The sequence below is a fragment of the Chloroflexota bacterium genome, from assembly GCA_023475225.1.
Classification (GTDB): Bacteria; Chloroflexota; UBA6077; order FW602-bin22; family JAMCVK01; genus JAMCVK01.
Genome location: JAMCVK010000034.1, coordinates 47,354 through 64,707, shown reverse-complemented (window position 1 = coordinate 64,707; position 17,354 = coordinate 47,354). Strand labels below are relative to the sequence as shown.

Genomic DNA, 17,354 nt, shown 5'->3' with positions numbered 1-17,354 from the left:
CTGTATAGTACCAGCTGGTTCTCCCCTTGTGCTAGGCTGGGGATGGGACTTATCCACAACTTGGCCAACTTATGAGTCTCCCTCCCCCAGACCCCCTCCCTCATACTACGACTACTACTCATACCCCCTGTACATCATGTATCTGAACGAGAAGGACCCTAATGTAACTGTCCACGGCATCAGGGTATGTAGCAACTATCGTTCATCTTGAACGTCTGTTCCCCATCCGTGGCAATTTTGGGCTTAGTAGGGCTAAGCCGCGGGGCGTCTATACAATGGGTGTCTCTCCCATTGATCTCTGGCAACAGCCATGATGATCTTAGCGAGCAACGATAAGCGGGCAGAACGGTGGACGATGTCCTTATAGGAGCTCTCACCAGCCACCATATCGTAGAAGGCCTGCCTGAGCAGGGGTTCCCGCCTGGCCAGCTCTAAGACCGGATCCAGGCATTCCAGCCACTTGCTCAGTCTGAATAGGTTGCGCAGCCCAACACCGTAGTAATATTCTCCAGTTAAATCACGACAACTCCTATAGAATGAATCGAAAGCCTGTTTGGATATCCCCACTTCCATCATCGTCTGAGCGGCCTTTATGCCCATCTCGATCCCAACGTTAATGCCTTTACCCTTCAGTGGACGCAGTAGCCCACTGGTGTCGCCGATGCTTACCACTCTATCACGGTAGAAGTTCCGGGCAGGACGGGAAGGGAAGCTAGCATATTGGAATGGTAGGGCAGATGAGACGTTGGCCAGCAGCCCCATATCCTTCAGGAAAATTAGGAAATGCTGCATATCAGCTTCTTCGATATCATCCCCGGCTATATTGATGGCCACCGATGTACGTTTTGGGGTAAGTGCGCCAAACTCAATCCTTGGTTGCGGCGTCTGAAGGATGGCGTGCATAGTGTTATTTAGCTGCTTGTCGATGATCTCTGGGGAAAGAGGGATCTCTGTGAGGATGGATTTTGTCGCCCCCGGGCGTTGAAAACCCACCTCAGATTCAAAAATAGAGAGCGCATAGCGGTCGAGCCCAAAGGCTCCTACTACGACATCAGCTATGATTCTTAGCCCGCCACTGCTGATCACCAGAACCCCATCGGCTGCAGCCCTGAGATCAACAACGGTATCATCATAGACCGTTACCCCTTGTGCCTTGGTGCTCTCAAGCAGGAAGGCGTCAAACCCACCCCGATCAACGACCAGCGTGGGCTCACCTTCTGCTGGGTCCTGTGGAAGGTATAGTGTCTGATGAGCGGTCTGAAGCATGTAGCCGCTGATTTGGCGCTGGATCATTTCCGGGAATAATTGCAGTCCGAGCTCCCCCAGGAGGGTTTGAAAGGGGGGCGAGAGCACACCAACGCAAACATTACCCTCTGTGGTAAAGTCTTTGGGTTCGAAGAGGATTACCCTGATAGATCGTCCTTTTTCTTTAGCCAGGCGCATCAGGGTGAGTCCACAGCTTGTTCCGGCAGGACCGCCACCAATGATGACAACGGTTTGTCCGTCTTGTAATGGTCCCAAATTACCACTCACGGGTGACCTCTACATCCTTTTTTCGATAAAGGTTGCGGGCTACTTGGGCCAGAAAGCGGAATTGAAAACGAGGATTCAGAGAGTCAATAAAAATATCTTTATAGGGCCGGTCTCCGGTAAGTGTATCCCAGAGTACCTGGTTGATCACCCGCATATCGGCCGGATATTGGGTTTGCTCACGACGGGCAGCCTCGATGAGAGCTCTGGCCGTCAGGTTGTAGGAAAAGACCCTATCATTGATCCAGAAGAGCAGCTGTCCATACCTGCTATCTCTCACGATGCTTCGACAGGTTGGGTAATAGTATCTCTCAAAGGCATGGGCAGAGACACCGTAATGCACCGTTGTTGCCGCGGCAGCGCAAGCGGTAACGTAGGCTGACTCTAGTCCGTTCTTATACAATCGGGAGTCGCCGGCTTCGCCAATGATGACGAAGCGGTCGGTGAAGGGGCGGCGAGCAGCGGAGGCCGAAACACGGGGGCTACAATGGCAATAGGACTGAGGCGTCTGCCAATCAGCGGGAAATCGTTTGCGCACGATGGGGTGGTCCAGGAGAACGGCAATATCCTGCTTGGTGACATTCTCTCCTATTAGCGTTACTGTAAGGTATTCATACTTGGGTGTGAGGGCAGCGAATTTTATTCCTGGCAGGCTTAGGCCATACACCCAGATGGCGTTACCGAACGATCGTTGGATGTACTCCTCTCCAAGGGGTAGTTCGGCTTGTACGCTGCGCATCGTAGCCGGCGGTTTATAGCCGAAGCCCAGGTTCTCGACATAATGAACCATTCGACTATTTAACCCAAAGGCTCCCACAACCAGATCAGCTTCGCATGTTTTTAGGTTTGATCCGTATCCATAGATGACCTGGGCAGGCAAGCCTCGTCGTGGTGGTAAACGGATCTCCGTCACATATTGGGGCACAATTGTTACACCCTGTTTCTCCACACAGGATAGGAGGTAATCATCGAAGCTGACGTTTTCTCGGTAGGAGGAGCCTCTGGGCCCGTTGGCACGGAAGACAGTGAGGATGCCCTCACTCTCGTAGGGGCGGTGTAGATAAAGAGCACCCACCTTTGTTTCCAGCCAGTAACCTTGAATATAGCGTTGGACCACATTGTTGGGCAAATGGAGGCCGATGTTCCGCAGGTTCTCAGCAAAGCTTTTAGCGATCACCCCGGCACACATATTACAGCCAATAGCTGAGCCAAACGACTTGCCGTCAAAGATAGTGACATGCAGATTGAGTCCACAGTGTTGGGCATTCCTAAGGAGAGCGTGGGCGAAGAGGGCTCCCGCCGGCCCACCCCCCACTATGGCGATGTGGGATCCATCTTTTAAGGGCAAGTAATCTTTCTCTGGCATTGGCCCTATCCTCTATCACTTGTTCATGTTGCAGGATCAGCATACCCACCGTGCCCCACCAAAGGAGCGGCATTGGGCGAAGCAACATGCATCGAGGTTGCGCCATCCCTACACAACTCTCAACTCATTATCATTATACTACTATTTATACTATCAGAGAGACTAGGCTGTCCACTATTCAGGCCACAGCAGAGGATACGTGATGGTTCGGTAGACAGTGTTATCGAATAGTAAACGCTGCCTCGGAATGGATGTTACCGAACCTCATTGCAGTAACAATTGTGAGCCATATTCGGGATGTTGACATACGTCTATGCATCTAGTAGGATGAGTAGCAGTAGTCGGGCGCTGAGGGGTTCCTTTTATTGACCAGCTCGGCTCTGAGAGGAGAAGAGGTTGCTAAGGTACGCGCTGAAAGCCTTCTTTGGTGGATGCCTCGGTTGTTTGGGGGCGTGGTTTGCTACCTTCAGCCTGATCGCGGCCCTGCTCGTTGTCGGTCTCGTCTCGGGTGTACCCCAGGCCGCAGTGGGCGGCTTGGCGGATCTAGGGAAGACTATTAGCTCAGAGATTAAGCAAATTTTTTCTGCCTTTCCACCTGGGATATTGCCTGGAGGAGGCCCACCAGGATCACCCTTCCCACCTGAGGGTGGTCCGCCAGGGTTCGGCCCGCCTGCTTCAGGAACTCCCAGTGCGACGGGGGTCACCGTGACACTAATAAAGCAACCAGGTGGACCGCCCGAAACCAGTTTCTCTACTTTGGATGACATTGAGGTTTGGGTATCGGCTCCGAGAGGCAGTAAGGCCAAGTACACTGCTCGCCTGGTGGACATGCAGGGGAAAGAGCTAGTGAGCAAAACGTACAATGCCTCCCCCTTCGGCAGCGCTACTGGTTACGGCAACTATAATGCTGACCATAAGCTTCCTACAGGTAGCTATAAGATAGAGGTCCTGGAAGATGGTCGCCTCGTTTATACTCTCAACTTCACTGTGGGTGGGCCAAGCCCTTGAGAATTAAGACCTATAAGGCGAACACCGCTCGCTTCTGATGCCCCGCTGGAGCCAGTATCGCTGATATGCCCGCCGATCAGGTTGAGTTATGGTGAAAAGGAATGTCACTTCTATACATAGTTATTGCTCTCTTAGTGGCTATCTCGGTCCATGAGGCCTGTCATGCCTGGATGGCGTACAACCTGGGAGATCCCACAGCTAAATATCAGGGTCGTCTGACTCTTAACCCTCTTGCTCATCTCGATCCCTTAGGAACCCTCATGATGATAATGACAGCTATCGCTGGCTTTGGTATCGGTTGGGGCAAACCGGTGCCGGTCAATCCTTATAACCTCCGTAACGGTCCAAAGACAGGGATGGCTGTAGTCTCGCTAGCCGGCCCGGCGTCTAACCTGGCCACGGCCGTCATCTTTGCCATACCTTTGCGTTTTGACCTGTTCTACTTTTTGTTGTCCTACACCTTCCTGATGTACTTGTTATATTACATCGTTTTCGTTAATATCGTTATTGCCATCTTCAACTTGATTCCTATTCCACCCTTAGATGGCTTCAAGGTACTTCTGGGACTTCTTCCCACTCGTCAGGCTTATCTTCTCTCTCGATATGAGGCGTACGGTCCCGGTCTGCTGCTGCTGTTAATCCTCCTTGATGCCTATACCAGGCTTGGCCTTATCGGACACGTGCTCGAACCGGCCTCACAGCTATTGTTGCACGCTGTGCTTGGATAATGGTAGTCTTTAAAAGATGAGGATCGGACATCGCCTTAGGCAATTTCTCTCTGCCTGGCGAGCTAGTATTGGGGCAGAGGACAGGGCCGTTTTGGTGAGGTATCTCAATGTGGGGGAGCGGGCGCTCTTTGAACGCATGGAGCTGGCTGATCAACGACACTGCGTCGATGTCTTCTCGCATTTGCGTCGTCAGGGTCAGGAGAGTCAGGATTTATTGAGAGCTGCTCTGTTGCATGATGTCGGCAAGGTGGAGGCGCGTTTTGGCTTGCGGATCCGTGGGGCTATAGTCTTGCTTGAAGGGCTGAATGCGAGGATGCTGGCTAGAATCGCTTCAAATAAGAGGGATAGTTGGCGCTATTGTTTCTATGTGCATGAGCATCACGCCCGCATTGGTGCAGAAATGGCTAGACAAGCCGGCTGTTCGTCACGGGTTATCAGCCTTATCTCCCAGCATGATCAGCCTCATCCATCTGACGAGATGGCTGTGTTGCTTTATCAGGCTGATTGGGAGAATTGAAGACGTGTGATTTCCTTTATTTCGCTGATCTTGGCTCGGGGTGTAGGGTCCTTTGAAAGAGGTACGATATGGCGCACATCACTATAATTGGGTTGGGCTTAATTGGCGGTTCCTTGGGGTTGGCTTTACAACGAACTAAGTTGGGGTATGAAATCATTGGCCATGATTTAGATCCTGGTACGGCTGCTGAAGCGCGCAAGCGAGGAGCCATTGATAAAGCCGAATGGAACCTTCCTGCGGCTGTATCCAAGGCCACTTTAGTCATCATCGCTACACCCGTGGGGGCCGTTAAGGATACACTGCGAGATATCGCCACCTATCTGCCTAGGGGCTGTGTAGTTACGGATACGGCTAGCACAAAACAGCAAGTATTGGCTTGGGCTGACGAGATGCTACCGGAAGGAGTGAGCTTCGTTGGTGGTCATCCGATGGCTGGCAAGGAAGTTTCAGGTATAGCCGCGGCAGATCCGGACCTATTCATCGGCTGTACCTATTGTCTGCTTCCCTCCCCTGGGGCGACTGCCGAGGCCGTCAGTCTTGTGGCCAACTTGGTTTCTGCCATTGGAGCCAAGCCTTATTTCATCGATCCGGTTGAGCACGACAGCTTCGTGGCAGCTATCAGTCATCTGCCGTTTATCCTCTCCACCGCTTTAGTCAACACAACGGCTCATAGTCCGGCTTGGCGTGAGATCAGCCGTCTGGCGGCCGGTGGCTTCCATGATGCCTCACGTCTGGCCAGCGGTGATCCCATAATGTACCGTGATATCTGCTTGACGAATCGTGACGGCCTGCTACGCTGGATGGAGACCTTCCTTCACGAATTGGAGGATATGCGCCAGTTGATCGCCAGCGGTGATGAGAGACTAGAGATGGTCTTTCAAGAGGCAAAAGAGGCACGCGATAAGTGGCAAAGCAGTAAATCTGAGGAATGGCCAGGTGTGGCAGAGACGCTCAGCCCTGGCGAGCAGATGCGGCATATGTTCTTGGGCGGAAAGCATCCATCATCAAAGCGGCCGAAGGAACGTTAGATGGCTATATCAACTACTTTCCAATGCAAAAATGGCTGAAAATGGTCTCCAGGAGGTCATCAGTTACTGTTTCGCCGGTGATCTCTCCCAGGGCGTTAGCTGCTGCCGTGAGGTCAATAGCGATGAAGTCGGCCGGTAGCCCTGCTGTTAGCCCATCTAGGGCGGCGCACAAGTGTCTCTCCACGCGATAGAGGACATCTTTGTGGCGCGGGTTGCTGATGAGGAGGGTGTCAGAGGTCACTACTCTACCAGCAAAGATGGCCTCGATGATCGCTGTTTCTAGGTCGGCCAAACCCTGACCGGTTAGCGCCGAAATGTGCACTTTGGGAAACGTAGGTAGTAGCGCCTCTATCTCGGCCAAATTGATGGCCAGCGGCAAATCTGATTTATTCAGAACGATGATAGCCGGTTTATCTTCCAAGGTGGAAACGATCTCCCGATCGTAAGATTGGAGGGGAACGCTGCCATCTATAATCAGTAATACCAGATCAGCCTGGGCTATGGCTTTGCGACTGCGCTCTACCCCCAAACGTTCTACGAGATCATCAGTGGCCGTGAGGCCAGCCGTATCTACCAAGACCACAGGTAGCCCGCGTAGATTGATCACCTCTTCCAAAGTGTCTCTAGTCGTACCTGGTATGGGCGTGACGATGGCCCGGCTCTCTCGCAAGAGAGCATTTAAGATACTCGATTTGCCCACATTAGGGCGGCCGATGATGACTGTTCGAACCCCCTGGCGGTAGACCATTCCGACATCAGCATTCTTAAGTAGCTCCTCTAAACGTTGTTGAATCTGCTTCAGAGGCGTTTCCGCATCCTGTTCGGGAATTTCATCCTCGGCGAAGTCGATGGTGGCCGTAAGGTAGGCCAGGAGATTCATAATCTGTTGACGAAGCGACCGAATCTCCTTGGAGAGGTGCCCTCCGAGCTGGCCAACGGCCACGCGTAGGCTAGCAGCCGTCTTGGCGCGTACGATATCCATCACCGACTCAGATTGAGCCAGGTCGATGCGCCCATTGAGGAATGCCCTTAAGGTGAATTCGCCAGGCTTGGCTAAGCGTGCTCCACAATGCAGTACCAGCGTAAGGATGCTTTGGAGTGGTACAGGGCCACCGTGACAGTTGATCTCGACGATGTCCTCACGGGTATAGGTGTAAGGTGCTGGCATGTAGATTGCCAGCACCTCATCGATCGTCTCCCTTGTGGCTGAATCGACTATGTGGCCATAGCGCAGATGGTACGGTAAAATATCAATTCTACGTTTAGGGACGAATAGGTCACGAAGGATGCGCAGGGCGTCGGGTCCGCTGATACGGATAATGCCGATACCTGATTCCCCGATCGGCGTGGAGATAGCAGCAATAGTATCGCTAAGCATTGCCACTCTTGTCCATATCTAGTAGTGATGAGTTATGACTAACCCAAAACATTTTTGATTTTAACATAAAGTAGAGACTCATTTTGAAGATTTCAATTTTATTTGCTTTGGTTGATTTAATCTAGTATAATTATGTACAAAGTGAAGAGACCGCTAGGGGAGCTTGACGGCTGAGAGCGTGCACTGTCCACCGACCCTTAGAACCTGATCTGGGTAATGCCAGCGTAGGGAAGCGGAATTAAGGATTACAGTTCCTGATTATCGCCTTCCCGTCTGGCAAGGCGATTTTCTTTTGGCTGGAAAGAAGCTGCTCAAAGAGAACGATGGTGGATAAGTGATATTGCGCTTGCCTTTGTATGGAGGGAGCTTATGACACAGATAGAGATGGCACGGCGGGGAGAGATAACGGCGGCGACGCGAATGGTGGCTGAGGATGAGGGTGTTGCTGTTGAAGTTATCCAACAGGGTATGGCTGAGGGAATGATAGTCATCCCTTGCAATGTCAATCATAAGGGCTTGCTACCGCTGGGTATCGGCAAGGGCTTACGAACAAAGATCAATGCCAATATCGGTACCTCCTCAGATTACCCCGAGATGGAGCCGGAGCTGGAGAAGGTGCGGGCAGCGGCTGAGGCTGGAGCCGATACTGTTATGGATCTGAGCACGGGTGGTGATATTGATGCTACACGGCGCGGTGTGTTGGGCCTTTTTAATAAGCCGGTAGGAACCGTCCCCATCTATCAGGCTGCCATCGAGGCTATCAATGACCAGGGCACGATCGTCGCGATGACAGTTGATGGCCTCTTTGATACCATTGAAAGACAGGCACGCGATGGCGTCGATTTCATAACGGTTCACTGTGGTGTCACCCAAGAGACGATCAGACGGCTTAAGTCCGAGGGGCGTGTGGCCGATATCGTCTCACGCGGTGGTGCTTTTCTGGTGGGATGGATGCTTTACCATGAAAGAGAAAATCCCCTCTTTGAAGAGTATGATCGCTTGTTGGAGATAGCCTATCGCTATGATGTTACCCTTAGCCTGGGGGACGGACTTCGTCCCGGCTGTTTGGCTGATGCTACGGATCGAGCCCAAACCCAGGAGTTAATCATCTTGGGAGAATTAGTTGAGCGAGCCAGAAAGGCGAATGTCCAGGCGATGGTCGAAGGTCCAGGCCATGTGCCACTTGATCAGATTGCGGCAAATGTGCAATTGCAGAAGCGCATCTGTAAGGGCGCACCATTCTACGTTCTTGGCCCTCTAGTAACCGATGTAGCCCCAGGCTACGATCATATTACAGCGGCCATAGGGGGAGCGATCGCCGCGGCCAGTGGGGCTGACTTCTTGTGTTACGTTACGCCGGCGGAACATCTGGGCTTGCCGAATGTCGATGATGTGCGTGAGGGGGTTATTGCGGCCCGCATTGCCGCTCACGCAGCTGATATCGTCAAGGGCGTGAGAGGTGCCAGCGATTGGGATCTCCAGATGTCTCGCGCGCGTAAAGCGCTTGATTGGGAGCGGCAGATAGCCCTGGCTATCGACCCAGTGAGACCCCGTCATCTAAGAGAAATGCATCGGCTGCACGATCAGGAGGTATGTAGTATGTGCGGACAGTTCTGCGCCATGAAGTTGGTCAGTGCTACCCTTGGGGTGGAGAAAATAAGGTGCTAAATGCACCATAAATTAGAAAGGAGATATGAAAAATGCCATTGTTTCATTCGGTTGCGGAAAAGGATGTCACCAGGGCCATCGTAAGTAGCTTTCTCCGTCAATTCGAGCAATACGCTGATAGTGATGTCATCATTGTTGGGGCCGGCCCCAGCGGCTTGGTAGCTGGCAAGGAGCTGGCGGCGCGAAGGCTTAAGGTGTTGATCGTTGAACGAAACAACTACCTAGGGGGCGGCTTCTGGATCGGTGGCTACCTTATGAACAAAGTTACCCTGCGTGCTCCGGCCGAGACCATGCTCGATGAGCTCGGTGTGCCCTATGAAGAGGCCGTCGAAGGTCTGTATGTAGCTGACGGTCCCCATGCCTGCTCGAAGCTCATTGCGGCGGCCTGTGATGCGGGCGTGAAGTTCGCTAATATGACCATCTTCGATGATATTGTTCTGCGGGAGGGGAACCGTGTTGCGGGCGTCGTCGTGAACTGGACACCTATTGCGGCCTTGCCTCGAGAGATCACCTGTGTTGATCCGGTGGCTCTAGAAGCGAAGGTTGTCATTGATGCTACAGGGCATGATGCTTGTGTGGTTCGTCGCCTCGAGGAGCGTGGGCTCACTCGTACCGTTGGTTTTGGGGCTATGTGGGTAGAAATGTCGGAGGATCTGGTCGTCGAGCATACCGGAGAGGTGCATCCTGGGCTTGTGGTGGCTGGAATGGCCGTGTCTACCACGTACGGACTGCCCCGTATGGGCCCGACCTTCGGGGCCATGCTGCTCTCTGGCAAGCGAGCCGCCGAGGTAGTAATGGGTATTCTGGAAGGGATCACAGTCGCTTAAGGGAGGGCTTTGTCCGCCAGGTCGGAGTCCGACCTGGCGGACAAGCATAATACTTGACATAAATAACGTGCTATCTTTGTTCATTTACCTTTACGACGAAGCGGCGACGCCTACCCTAGATCTCGGAGGCATCACTAACTATATCAAGGACAAGCTACCATCGAGCCAAATCGAGGTCAGGGAAAACTTTATTACCTTCCATCTTGCCCGGCTTGAGAGAAGGGGAAGAGAGGAGAAAATGTCTCACCTGGCCGAGGAATTGGCCAGGGCAAAGGTGAGAAAACTTGGTGCTCCTCTAAATGACCTCTTCGTTCCACTGAAGGGTGAGATTGGATACGAACGACGGCGACTGGAGAACCAGAACAAGAGAGTTGCTGGGATCCTCTATGACGGTTTCGTCTTGAGTGGGATACTGCAAGGATTACTCCCTCCAGAAGAATGCGCGCTGAACCAGGTGCATATCGTGTTCACGAATCAGCTATTCGGCACCTGGGACGAGCACGATCGACGCTACCACGCCCGCGTGAGTATATACAATAAGCCCTCGCTTATCTCCACCACCGGTATCGTCGAGGCTCCGGCAAAACCGAGGGAGTACTATCTCCTTAAGCAACAATATACTGCCCTTGGAATGTACGACGCGGCAGAGGTTGGCTTAAAAGGTAATTTCCGGGGTCGTTTCATCGACTATAACGATGAGCGAATGACAAGGGTGATGAAGGGCTATGTGCTGCAAGCCCTGATGCACCAGCTGACGGGTGAACCCTTTTGCACGGATAAGAGCTGTAGGCTATACAACGCCCATTGGCAAGAAGAGGTTATCCGGTCTCAGGTGGAAAATCCATACGATCTTTGCCCAGCCCATGAAAGAATGCTCGAGGCACTGCTAAGTTGATGAGAGGAAGTTTAGAATTACAAGTCATACTAGATAGCAGATTCTCTCGTGGTCGTAGCCTGGTGGAGGTGGCGCGGGAGGCCATCGCTGGCGGTGCTACGGCCATCCAGTTGCGTGGTAAGGAATTTACCACACGGCAATTACTAAAGGTTGGACAGGAAATACGGCAGGTTACCCATCGGGCAGGGATGCTCTTCATCGTAAATGACCGCGCAGACGTAGCCCTGGCCCTGGAGGCCGATGGTGTGCATCTAGGACAGGATGACCTTCCAGCCGGGTTGGCCCGGAAAATCCTGGGCGAAGATCGCCTCATCGGAATATCTGTTGGCTATGTGGCCGAAGCCTTGCAAGCAGAAAGGGAGGGGGCCGATTACGTCAGCGTTGGCTCTATCTTCGCTACGATCAGCAAAGATGACGCCGGCGAGCCAACGGGCCCTGCTTTGATCAAAGAGGTTAAGCGGGCCGTCCGCATACCGGTAGTGGCCATCGGGGGCATCAATGCAAATAATGTCTTAGAAGTGATCATTTCCGGGGCCGATGGGGTAGCAGTCATTTCAGCCGTGGTAAGTGCCTCGGATGTCAGAGAGGCTTCCTACCGATTGCGTCAGGCTATAACCGCAGCGTTGAAACTTCGCTCAGGATAACTGTGGTCATTTTGTAGCTGTCTCAAGAGAAAGACGGGAGGCTAGAGGATGCTGGGGCAGGCTACGTCTGGGCCAGAATTGATCGCTTTAGTTGGGCCGACCGGTGTGGGGAAGAGTGAACTGGCTATATCACTGGCCCCAGGATTAAACGCCGAAATAGTCTCTGCTGACTCACGTCAAATCTACCGCTACATGGATATTGGTACGGCCAAGCCCACCTTAGAAGATCAGGCCCGTGTACCTCACCATCTAATTGACATTGTAGACCCAGATGAGATCTATACCCTAGCAATGTACCAGGAGGAAGCCTTACATTGTATAGATGGGATCATCAAGCATGGGTGTGTTCCTCTGTTGGTTGGCGGCACAGGGCTATACGTCCGGGCAGTGGTCGAGGGTTTGCAGATCCCCCACGTTGCCCCCAACCCCAAGGTGCGTGCCGAGTTGGAAGAGAAGGCCAGAACCTGTGGCCCTGAAGCACTCTATCAAGAGTTATCAAGAGTAGACCCGGCAGCTGCCGCTAAGATAGATCCACAGAACCTGCGACGCATAATTCGCGCCTTGGAGGTGTATCATCTGACCGGACAGCCCATCTCCCATCTTCAACGAGCTGATGGATCACGCTACCGCGTACTGATGATTGGTCTGACCATGCCGCGGGAGGAACTATACCATCGTATAGATGCGAGGGTCGACCGAATGATTGCCCGAGGGCTAGTCGAGGAGGTTAAGCGTCTCGTAGCAATGAGTTATGGCTATGAGCTGCCGGCGATGAGTGGTCTGGGCTACAAGCAGATTGGCTCATACCTGCGGGGTGAGATCGGCCTGGATGAGGCCATCAAAATGATTAAGTACCAGACACATCGCCTTGCTCGCCAACAGTATATGTGGTTTCGCCTAAGTGACCCTAAGATTCGCTGGCTTGAGCAAGGACCCGAGGCGGCTTCCGCAGCTTACCGCCTTACCCGTGCCTTTCTGAGCGGTACGGGGTCTATTTGACTAGCCTTACAGAACGGACTATGATTATTTTGAAAGGGAATCATCTGGCGATTTGTTAGCTATTGGGAGGAGTAGATAATCTATTAGCCGGAATCAAGACCTATCATCGACTAACCGACCGATTGAGAGGGCCTTTCTGGTCGGTGTGGAGCTGGCTGAAGAACAAGGGCAGTGGTCAACAACCGATTCAATAGAGGAATTGAGGGAGTTGGCCATCACGGCTGGTGCCGAAGTAGTCGGCAGCACCATACAGAGGTTACGAGCTCCCAACCCGACTTACTATATAGGCAAGGGCAAGGTAGAAGAGCTACGTATTCTGAAGAATCGTCTGCAATACGATTTCCTTATTTTTGATGGTGAGCTCTCCCCGTCGCAGCAGAGAAACCTGGAAGAGACGCTCGGTCTCAAGGTTATAGACCACACTGGCCTCATTCTCGACATTTTTGCCCACCGTGCCCGCACCCATGAAGGGCGTTTGCAAGTAGAGCTGGCGCAATATCAATACCTCTTGCCCCGCCTAACTGGAAGGTGGACCCATCTATCCAGACAGATGGGTGGCATTGGGGCACGGGGGGGTCCGGGCGAGACACAGTTGGAGGTCGATCGTCGTCGGGTTAGGGAGCGTATCCGTGACTTGAGACGGGAGATTGAGGATGTACGGAAGCACCGGGCTCTGTATCGTCAGCGGAGGTCGCAAGAAGGGTTACCGGTAGTATCTTTGGTGGGGTATACAAATGCTGGCAAGTCAACTTTGCTCAATGCACTTACCGATGCTGGGGTGTTCGTTGAGGATCGGTTATTTGCTACCCTTGACCCAACGACGCGGCGCATTCGCTTGCCAAGTGGACGCGAGGTATTGTTGACTGATACGGTAGGTTTCATCCAAAAGCTGCCGCCAACAGTGGTGGCTGCTTTTAGAGCCACACTGGAGGAGCTCCATAGCGCTGATGCCTTGATTCACATTGTTGACATAATGCAATCAAGGGCCCTGGCTCAAAAGGAGACGGTTAAAGCGCTGCTGTCTGAGCTTGACTTGGCTGATAAGCCAAGCATTCTGGTTCTGAACAAGATCGACAAGCTGCTGGCGGATAATAGCTCAGGGAAAGAATCTATATCCCTGGCGCGGCGTCTAGCCTCCCCTCTAGCCAGTCGGCTTGAGATGGGGGAACGTAACGTCGTGCTTCTCTCGTCCCTTCGAGGATGGGGCATACTTGAGCTGCTAGCGAGGGTGGAGATGCTCCTGATGCAAGCCTCGCTGAAGGTGACGATAATGTTGCCCTATGATGCTCAGAACCTTGTTTCCTTGTTTCATCAAAAGGGGAGTGTAACAGAAGAAGAATACACTCCGAAAGGCACCCGTCTGAGCGGTCTTCTACCCTCACGATTATTGCCTCTCTTTAAACCGTATATCGTTCGCTAGCGACATTTGAGGATGGCCACTTTTCTGTCTTAAGATCTTAGCCCCTCCCCTTTTCGATCTCGGCAGCCAGTTCGGTTGCTGAGATACTATAACGGTCGAAGGCTTGTCTGAGATGGGATATCTCGTAGTGAGCGTAGATCTTCTTGGTGGTCTCTGGTGAGGCGTGGCCAAGGATATCTTGAACCTCGGAGAGTTTGGCTCCCTTGTTTAACATAACACTAGCCTTAGTATGGCGAAAATCGTGGGTGCTGACATTAACGCCTGCAAGATGGGCGTAGCGTTTGACTGTCTGCCAGATAGATTGAGGCGAGAGTCGAAAGTTGGTGCCATTCTTCTTCGGTTTCCCACGGCCCTTATCGTGGCGAATGAAAAGAGGAGAGTAACGGTCATTACGAGCGGCGAGATAGGTCCGTATAACTTCTAGGGTTGGGTTATCGAAGAAGACGACACGTTCCTTGTGTCCCTTACCTGTAATTATGGCCTGCGTTGACCGTCCATCATCTAAGTCTTCACGATTTAGCGAAGAGACTTCACCACGGCGCATCCCCGTAGAATAGAGGGTATTAACGATGGCCTTGTCACGCAAAATTTCGAGGCGCTTGGGCGGCTTGCCGGGAACGGGCAAATTGTTGACATAAACTACGAGAAGTGGAAGCCCCTTGTCCACCCGAGGGGTCTTATAACCAGATTTACCCATTACTTCTCGTAGGTTATCTCTCATCTGTTCAAAGGAGAGTCCAGCGGGCAAGAGGTTGCGACGAGACAGGAAGCGAACGAAGGCCCGCACACCGGCCACATAGGTGGCCACAGTGAAACGTTGATCTCGGCCATAAGTTTTTATTAACCAGAGGTAGAAATCTTCGAGGAGATCAGCTGGCAGTTCGGCGGTGTGCAAATTATCGGGTGTTTGCTGATTCAAATACTCCTGAAGGCGGTTGAGGGCGGTGGTATAGGTTTGGATGGTCTTCTGAGATTTGCCAGCGATGGATTGCCTGAATAACTGGATAGCCTCGGTGATAGTGGGGTAGGCTGGGGACTCGGTAGTCATCGAAGAATCCTCCTATCTATGATAGATATAATTATCATTATATTTAGCATCAGTATACCATATCCCGAGAGGCAAGGCAACCTTGCAGGTGCTGGTTGCAGGATGGTACAATGACAGCTGTGAGAGACGCTGACATCGGGAATGATCAACGCTCAAAGTCAGATGTTAAGGATAAGATATGCCTAAGATAGCAAAATTGGCCTTGATCGTGGTGCTGGCATTGGCCGTAGTGGCCGGTGCCTTCTTTGCTGGTTACACCTACGGGCAATACGGGGTGGCGGCCACCAGACCTAGCGAGGCAATCATAGGCCTTACTGGTCGCGAGCCAGAAGGTTTTAAGGTGTTCTGGGAGGTCTGGCAACTGGTCGAAAAGGACTTCTACAATCGATCAGCTCTTGATCCCAAGAAGATAACCTATGGATCGATTCGAGGCATGCTGGAGGCCCTGGATGATCCTTACACTATCTTCGCTAGCCCAGAACACACCCGTATGGTGGAGGAGGATATGCGGGGGACTTTTGAGGGAATCGGTGTGACCATCGAATTGAAGGATAAGAAGGTCACTATCGTTGCCCCACTGGAGAATTCCCCCGCTGAAAGGGCTGGCCTCCGCCCTGGGGACGTAATTATCAGGGTCGATGGCAAAGATGTGAGCAGAATGTCCATTCTTGAGATTGTACGCCTGATCCGAGGCCCAAAAGGGACGAAGGTGCATCTCGCCATCATGCGGGAGGGCGAGCCAGAGCCCATCGAAATGGACCTCCTCCGGGATGAAATCAAGATAGCGGGCGTCAAATACCGGCTGGAGGAGCCCCATATTGCTTATGTAAAGCTGATTAGCTTCGCTGCCCCGGTAAGTATGGACCTAAGCCGGGCTCTTGATAATCTCACTGAAAGCCAGCCAAAGGCTCTCATCCTCGATTTGCGGAATAATGCCGGGGGATTACTGCCCACGGCCGTCGAGGTCGCCAGTCAATTTATGCCCCAAGGGATAGTGCTCTACCAGCAGGATAAAAGCGGTAAGAAAGAGCCTCTTCATGTCGGGAAATATGGAAAGGTAACGGATTTACCTATGGTCGTGCTTGTCAATAAGGGCTCGGCTAGTGCTTCAGAGATCGTGGCTGGGGCCCTTCAGGACAGTGGTCGAGCGATTCTTATAGGCGAGAATACCTTTGGCAAAGATACGGTCCAGAGCATCTATGGGCTAAGCGACACTTCTAGTGTGCGCATCACTACAGCCCGTTGGTGGACACCCAAGGAGCAAAATATCCATCAGAAGGGATTGACCCCTGATATTACGGTGAAGATGACTGAGGATGATATCAAGATGGGACGTGATCCTCAACTGCAAAGAGCAATCAGTTATCTGAAACAAAGGGTGGAGAGCGGGAATTGATGCCGTACGTCAACGATGGTTGGTGTTTTGCCTGTGGTCCCCATAACCCAATCGGTTTACATCTCAACTTCCAACCGGTCAGCGATGGTGTGGCCACAATCTTCACTCCTCAACGCCAGCATCAGGGTTACCAGGGTATCATGCATGGTGGACTGGTGGCCACCCTCCTCGATGAGGCAGTGACCTACGCTATCGCCCATAAGTTTGGCATGGCTGTAACCGGCGAATTGACCACTCGTCTCCACCGCCCCGTACCGGTCGCCCTCTGTTGATTGAGGGACGAGTGCTAGGTAGGCGCAATCGGATGGTGGAAGGCGAAGCGACGATCAAGGATGAGCATGGCGCTATCGTTGCTCAGGCAAAGGCCAGGTTTATGTTGGCGCCCCGGCGCGACGATGATGATGAATTCAACTTAATTTTGTGCTATAATTATGGTAGTAAGTAATGAGCGCGTAGTGGCCACCAACCGGCGGGCTTACCACGATTACTTTATCGAGGAGACCTACGAAGCGGGGCTGGTGCTTAGCGGCAGTGAGGTGAAATCTGTACGGGCCGCTAAGGTAAGCCTGCAAGATGGGTATGTCCGAATAGAGAACGGCGAGGCGTGGCTCGTTAACGTCCATATCGGGACGTATGCCTCGGCTAGCCATGAAAATCAGGAGCCCAAGCGTCAACGGAAGCTGCTCTTGAACCGTCAGGAGCTCAATTACCTGGCTCGCCGGATTCAAGAGAGAGGCCTGACGCTAATCCCTTTGCGTGTTTATCTCAAAGGGAACCTGATAAAGATCGAGTTAGGTGTAGGTCGAGGCAAGAAGCAATATGATAAGCGGGAGGCGATAGCTGAAAGGGAAGCGCGACGCCAGATGCAAAGGGCGCTGCGGCGAGAGCCTAGCTCTCGATGA

At 52.5% G+C, this 17,354-nt stretch carries 18 protein-coding genes and 1 riboswitch; of the genes, 14 read left to right on the top strand and 4 right to left on the bottom strand.

Annotated elements, in window-relative coordinates; translation table 11 throughout:
* Window positions 1-252: 252 nt before the first annotated feature.
* Window positions 253-1,533 carry an FAD-dependent monooxygenase gene (locus tag M1136_08120; protein ID MCL5075599.1) on the bottom strand — a complete coding sequence of 427 codons (1,281 nt, stop codon included), beginning with the start codon at window positions 1,531-1,533 and terminating at the stop codon, window positions 253-255.
* Window positions 1,523-2,896, bottom strand: coding sequence for a hypothetical protein (locus tag M1136_08115; protein MCL5075598.1), 1,374 nt, complete (start codon window positions 2,894-2,896; stop codon window positions 1,523-1,525). The genes M1136_08120 and M1136_08115 overlap by 11 nt, the downstream gene beginning before the upstream one ends.
* Window positions 2,897-3,292: 396 nt before the next feature.
* Between M1136_08115 and M1136_08110 the strand changes: the two genes are divergently transcribed.
* The 4 genes from M1136_08110 (at window position 3,293) to M1136_08095 (ending at window position 6,177) form a co-directional block, all read left to right on the top strand.
* Complete coding sequence (locus M1136_08110; GenBank protein ID MCL5075597.1) at window positions 3,293-3,904, top strand: hypothetical protein; 612 nt, start codon at window positions 3,293-3,295, stop codon at window positions 3,902-3,904.
* Between the two features lie 101 nt (window positions 3,905-4,005).
* The gene (locus tag M1136_08105; GenBank protein MCL5075596.1) at window positions 4,006-4,632 is read left to right on the top strand and encodes a site-2 protease family protein; all 627 of its coding nucleotides are present in this window, start codon (window positions 4,006-4,008) and stop codon (window positions 4,630-4,632) included.
* A gap of 16 nt (window positions 4,633-4,648) precedes the next feature.
* Complete coding sequence (locus tag M1136_08100; GenBank protein ID MCL5075595.1) at window positions 4,649-5,149, top strand: HDIG domain-containing protein; 501 nt, start codon at window positions 4,649-4,651, stop codon at window positions 5,147-5,149.
* A 68-nt stretch (window positions 5,150-5,217) separates the two neighbouring features.
* Window positions 5,218-6,177, top strand: coding sequence for a prephenate dehydrogenase/arogenate dehydrogenase family protein (locus tag M1136_08095; GenBank protein MCL5075594.1), 960 nt, complete (start codon window positions 5,218-5,220; stop codon window positions 6,175-6,177).
* A 13-nt stretch (window positions 6,178-6,190) separates the two neighbouring features.
* Here M1136_08095 and mnmE read toward each other — a convergent pair whose 3' ends face one another.
* Window positions 6,191-7,555 (bottom strand): tRNA uridine-5-carboxymethylaminomethyl(34) synthesis GTPase MnmE, encoded by a 1,365-nt coding sequence (gene mnmE, locus M1136_08090; GenBank protein ID MCL5075593.1) that lies wholly within the window; start codon window positions 7,553-7,555, stop codon window positions 6,191-6,193.
* Between the two features lie 145 nt (window positions 7,556-7,700).
* Window positions 7,701-7,803, top strand: a riboswitch (TPP riboswitch).
* A gap of 121 nt (window positions 7,804-7,924) precedes the next feature.
* On the opposite strand from mnmE, the gene thiC reads away from it, so the two are divergent.
* The 6 genes from thiC to hflX all read left to right on the top strand — a co-directional run bounded on the left by thiC (window position 7,925) and on the right by hflX (window position 14,008).
* Complete coding sequence (thiC, locus tag M1136_08085) at window positions 7,925-9,223, top strand: phosphomethylpyrimidine synthase ThiC (protein MCL5075592.1); 1,299 nt, start codon at window positions 7,925-7,927, stop codon at window positions 9,221-9,223.
* 32 nt (window positions 9,224-9,255) lie between these two features.
* On the top strand, window positions 9,256-10,050 hold the full coding sequence (locus M1136_08080; protein MCL5075591.1) for a sulfide-dependent adenosine diphosphate thiazole synthase: 795 nt from the start codon (window positions 9,256-9,258) through the stop codon (window positions 10,048-10,050).
* Between the two features lie 76 nt (window positions 10,051-10,126).
* Window positions 10,127-10,945, top strand: a complete 819-nt coding sequence (locus M1136_08075) for a hypothetical protein (GenBank protein ID MCL5075590.1) — start codon at window positions 10,127-10,129, stop codon at window positions 10,943-10,945.
* A complete protein-coding gene (thiE, locus tag M1136_08070) occupies window positions 10,945-11,589 on the top strand; it encodes a thiamine phosphate synthase (GenBank protein MCL5075589.1) in 645 nt (214 codons plus the stop codon). Before M1136_08075 ends, thiE begins: the two co-directional genes overlap by 1 nt.
* A 48-nt stretch (window positions 11,590-11,637) precedes the next feature.
* A complete protein-coding gene (gene miaA / locus M1136_08065; GenBank protein ID MCL5075588.1) occupies window positions 11,638-12,588 on the top strand; it encodes a tRNA (adenosine(37)-N6)-dimethylallyltransferase MiaA in 951 nt (316 codons plus the stop codon).
* 145 nt (window positions 12,589-12,733) lie between these two features.
* On the top strand, window positions 12,734-14,008 hold the full coding sequence (hflX, locus tag M1136_08060; GenBank protein MCL5075587.1) for a GTPase HflX: 1,275 nt from the start codon (window positions 12,734-12,736) through the stop codon (window positions 14,006-14,008).
* A gap of 37 nt (window positions 14,009-14,045) precedes the next feature.
* On the opposite strand, the gene M1136_08055 is transcribed toward hflX, so the two are convergent.
* Entirely contained in the window at window positions 14,046-15,056 is a 1,011-nt protein-coding gene (locus M1136_08055) for a tyrosine-type recombinase/integrase (GenBank protein ID MCL5075586.1), read from the bottom strand.
* Window positions 15,057-15,234: 178 nt separating this feature from the next.
* Between M1136_08055 and M1136_08050 the strand changes: the two genes are divergently transcribed.
* From M1136_08050 to smpB, 4 genes are read left to right on the top strand one after another with little or no spacing between them, the layout of a single operon-like run.
* On the top strand, window positions 15,235-16,452 hold the full coding sequence (locus M1136_08050; GenBank protein ID MCL5075585.1) for a S41 family peptidase: 1,218 nt from the start codon (window positions 15,235-15,237) through the stop codon (window positions 16,450-16,452).
* Window positions 16,452-16,724 carry a PaaI family thioesterase gene (locus tag M1136_08045; GenBank protein MCL5075584.1) on the top strand — a complete coding sequence of 91 codons (273 nt, stop codon included), beginning with the start codon at window positions 16,452-16,454 and terminating at the stop codon, window positions 16,722-16,724. The genes M1136_08050 and M1136_08045 overlap by 1 nt, the downstream gene beginning before the upstream one ends.
* Window positions 16,725-16,735: 11 nt before the next feature.
* On the top strand, window positions 16,736-16,897 hold the full coding sequence (locus M1136_08040; GenBank protein ID MCL5075583.1) for a hypothetical protein: 162 nt from the start codon (window positions 16,736-16,738) through the stop codon (window positions 16,895-16,897).
* Complete coding sequence (gene smpB / locus M1136_08035) at window positions 16,884-17,354, top strand: SsrA-binding protein SmpB (GenBank protein MCL5075582.1); 471 nt, start codon at window positions 16,884-16,886, stop codon at window positions 17,352-17,354. Before M1136_08040 ends, smpB begins: the two co-directional genes overlap by 14 nt.

What these genes read in the sequence shown, in the direction of transcription:
- M1136_08115 (MCL5075598.1), bottom strand. Translation starts at nt 2,896, where the DNA reads ATGCCAGAGAAAGATTACTTGCCCTTAAAAGATGGATCCCACATCGCC.
- M1136_08105 (MCL5075596.1), top strand. Translation starts at nt 4,006, where the DNA reads ATGTCACTTCTATACATAGTTATTGCTCTCTTAGTGGCTATCTCGGTC.
- M1136_08100 (MCL5075595.1), top strand. Translation starts at nt 4,649, where the DNA reads ATGAGGATCGGACATCGCCTTAGGCAATTTCTCTCTGCCTGGCGAGCT.
- M1136_08095 (MCL5075594.1), top strand. Translation starts at nt 5,218, where the DNA reads ATGGCGCACATCACTATAATTGGGTTGGGCTTAATTGGCGGTTCCTTG.
- mnmE (MCL5075593.1), bottom strand. Translation starts at nt 7,555, where the DNA reads ATGCTTAGCGATACTATTGCTGCTATCTCCACGCCGATCGGGGAATCA.
- thiC (MCL5075592.1), top strand. Translation starts at nt 7,925, where the DNA reads ATGACACAGATAGAGATGGCACGGCGGGGAGAGATAACGGCGGCGACG.
- M1136_08080 (MCL5075591.1), top strand. Translation starts at nt 9,256, where the DNA reads ATGCCATTGTTTCATTCGGTTGCGGAAAAGGATGTCACCAGGGCCATC.
- thiE (MCL5075589.1), top strand. Translation starts at nt 10,945, where the DNA reads ATGAGAGGAAGTTTAGAATTACAAGTCATACTAGATAGCAGATTCTCT.
- miaA (MCL5075588.1), top strand. Translation starts at nt 11,638, where the DNA reads ATGCTGGGGCAGGCTACGTCTGGGCCAGAATTGATCGCTTTAGTTGGG.
- M1136_08055 (MCL5075586.1), bottom strand. Translation starts at nt 15,056, where the DNA reads ATGACTACCGAGTCCCCAGCCTACCCCACTATCACCGAGGCTATCCAG.
- M1136_08050 (MCL5075585.1), top strand. Translation starts at nt 15,235, where the DNA reads ATGCCTAAGATAGCAAAATTGGCCTTGATCGTGGTGCTGGCATTGGCC.
- M1136_08045 (MCL5075584.1), top strand. Translation starts at nt 16,452, where the DNA reads ATGCCGTACGTCAACGATGGTTGGTGTTTTGCCTGTGGTCCCCATAAC.
- smpB (MCL5075582.1), top strand. Translation starts at nt 16,884, where the DNA reads ATGGTAGTAAGTAATGAGCGCGTAGTGGCCACCAACCGGCGGGCTTAC.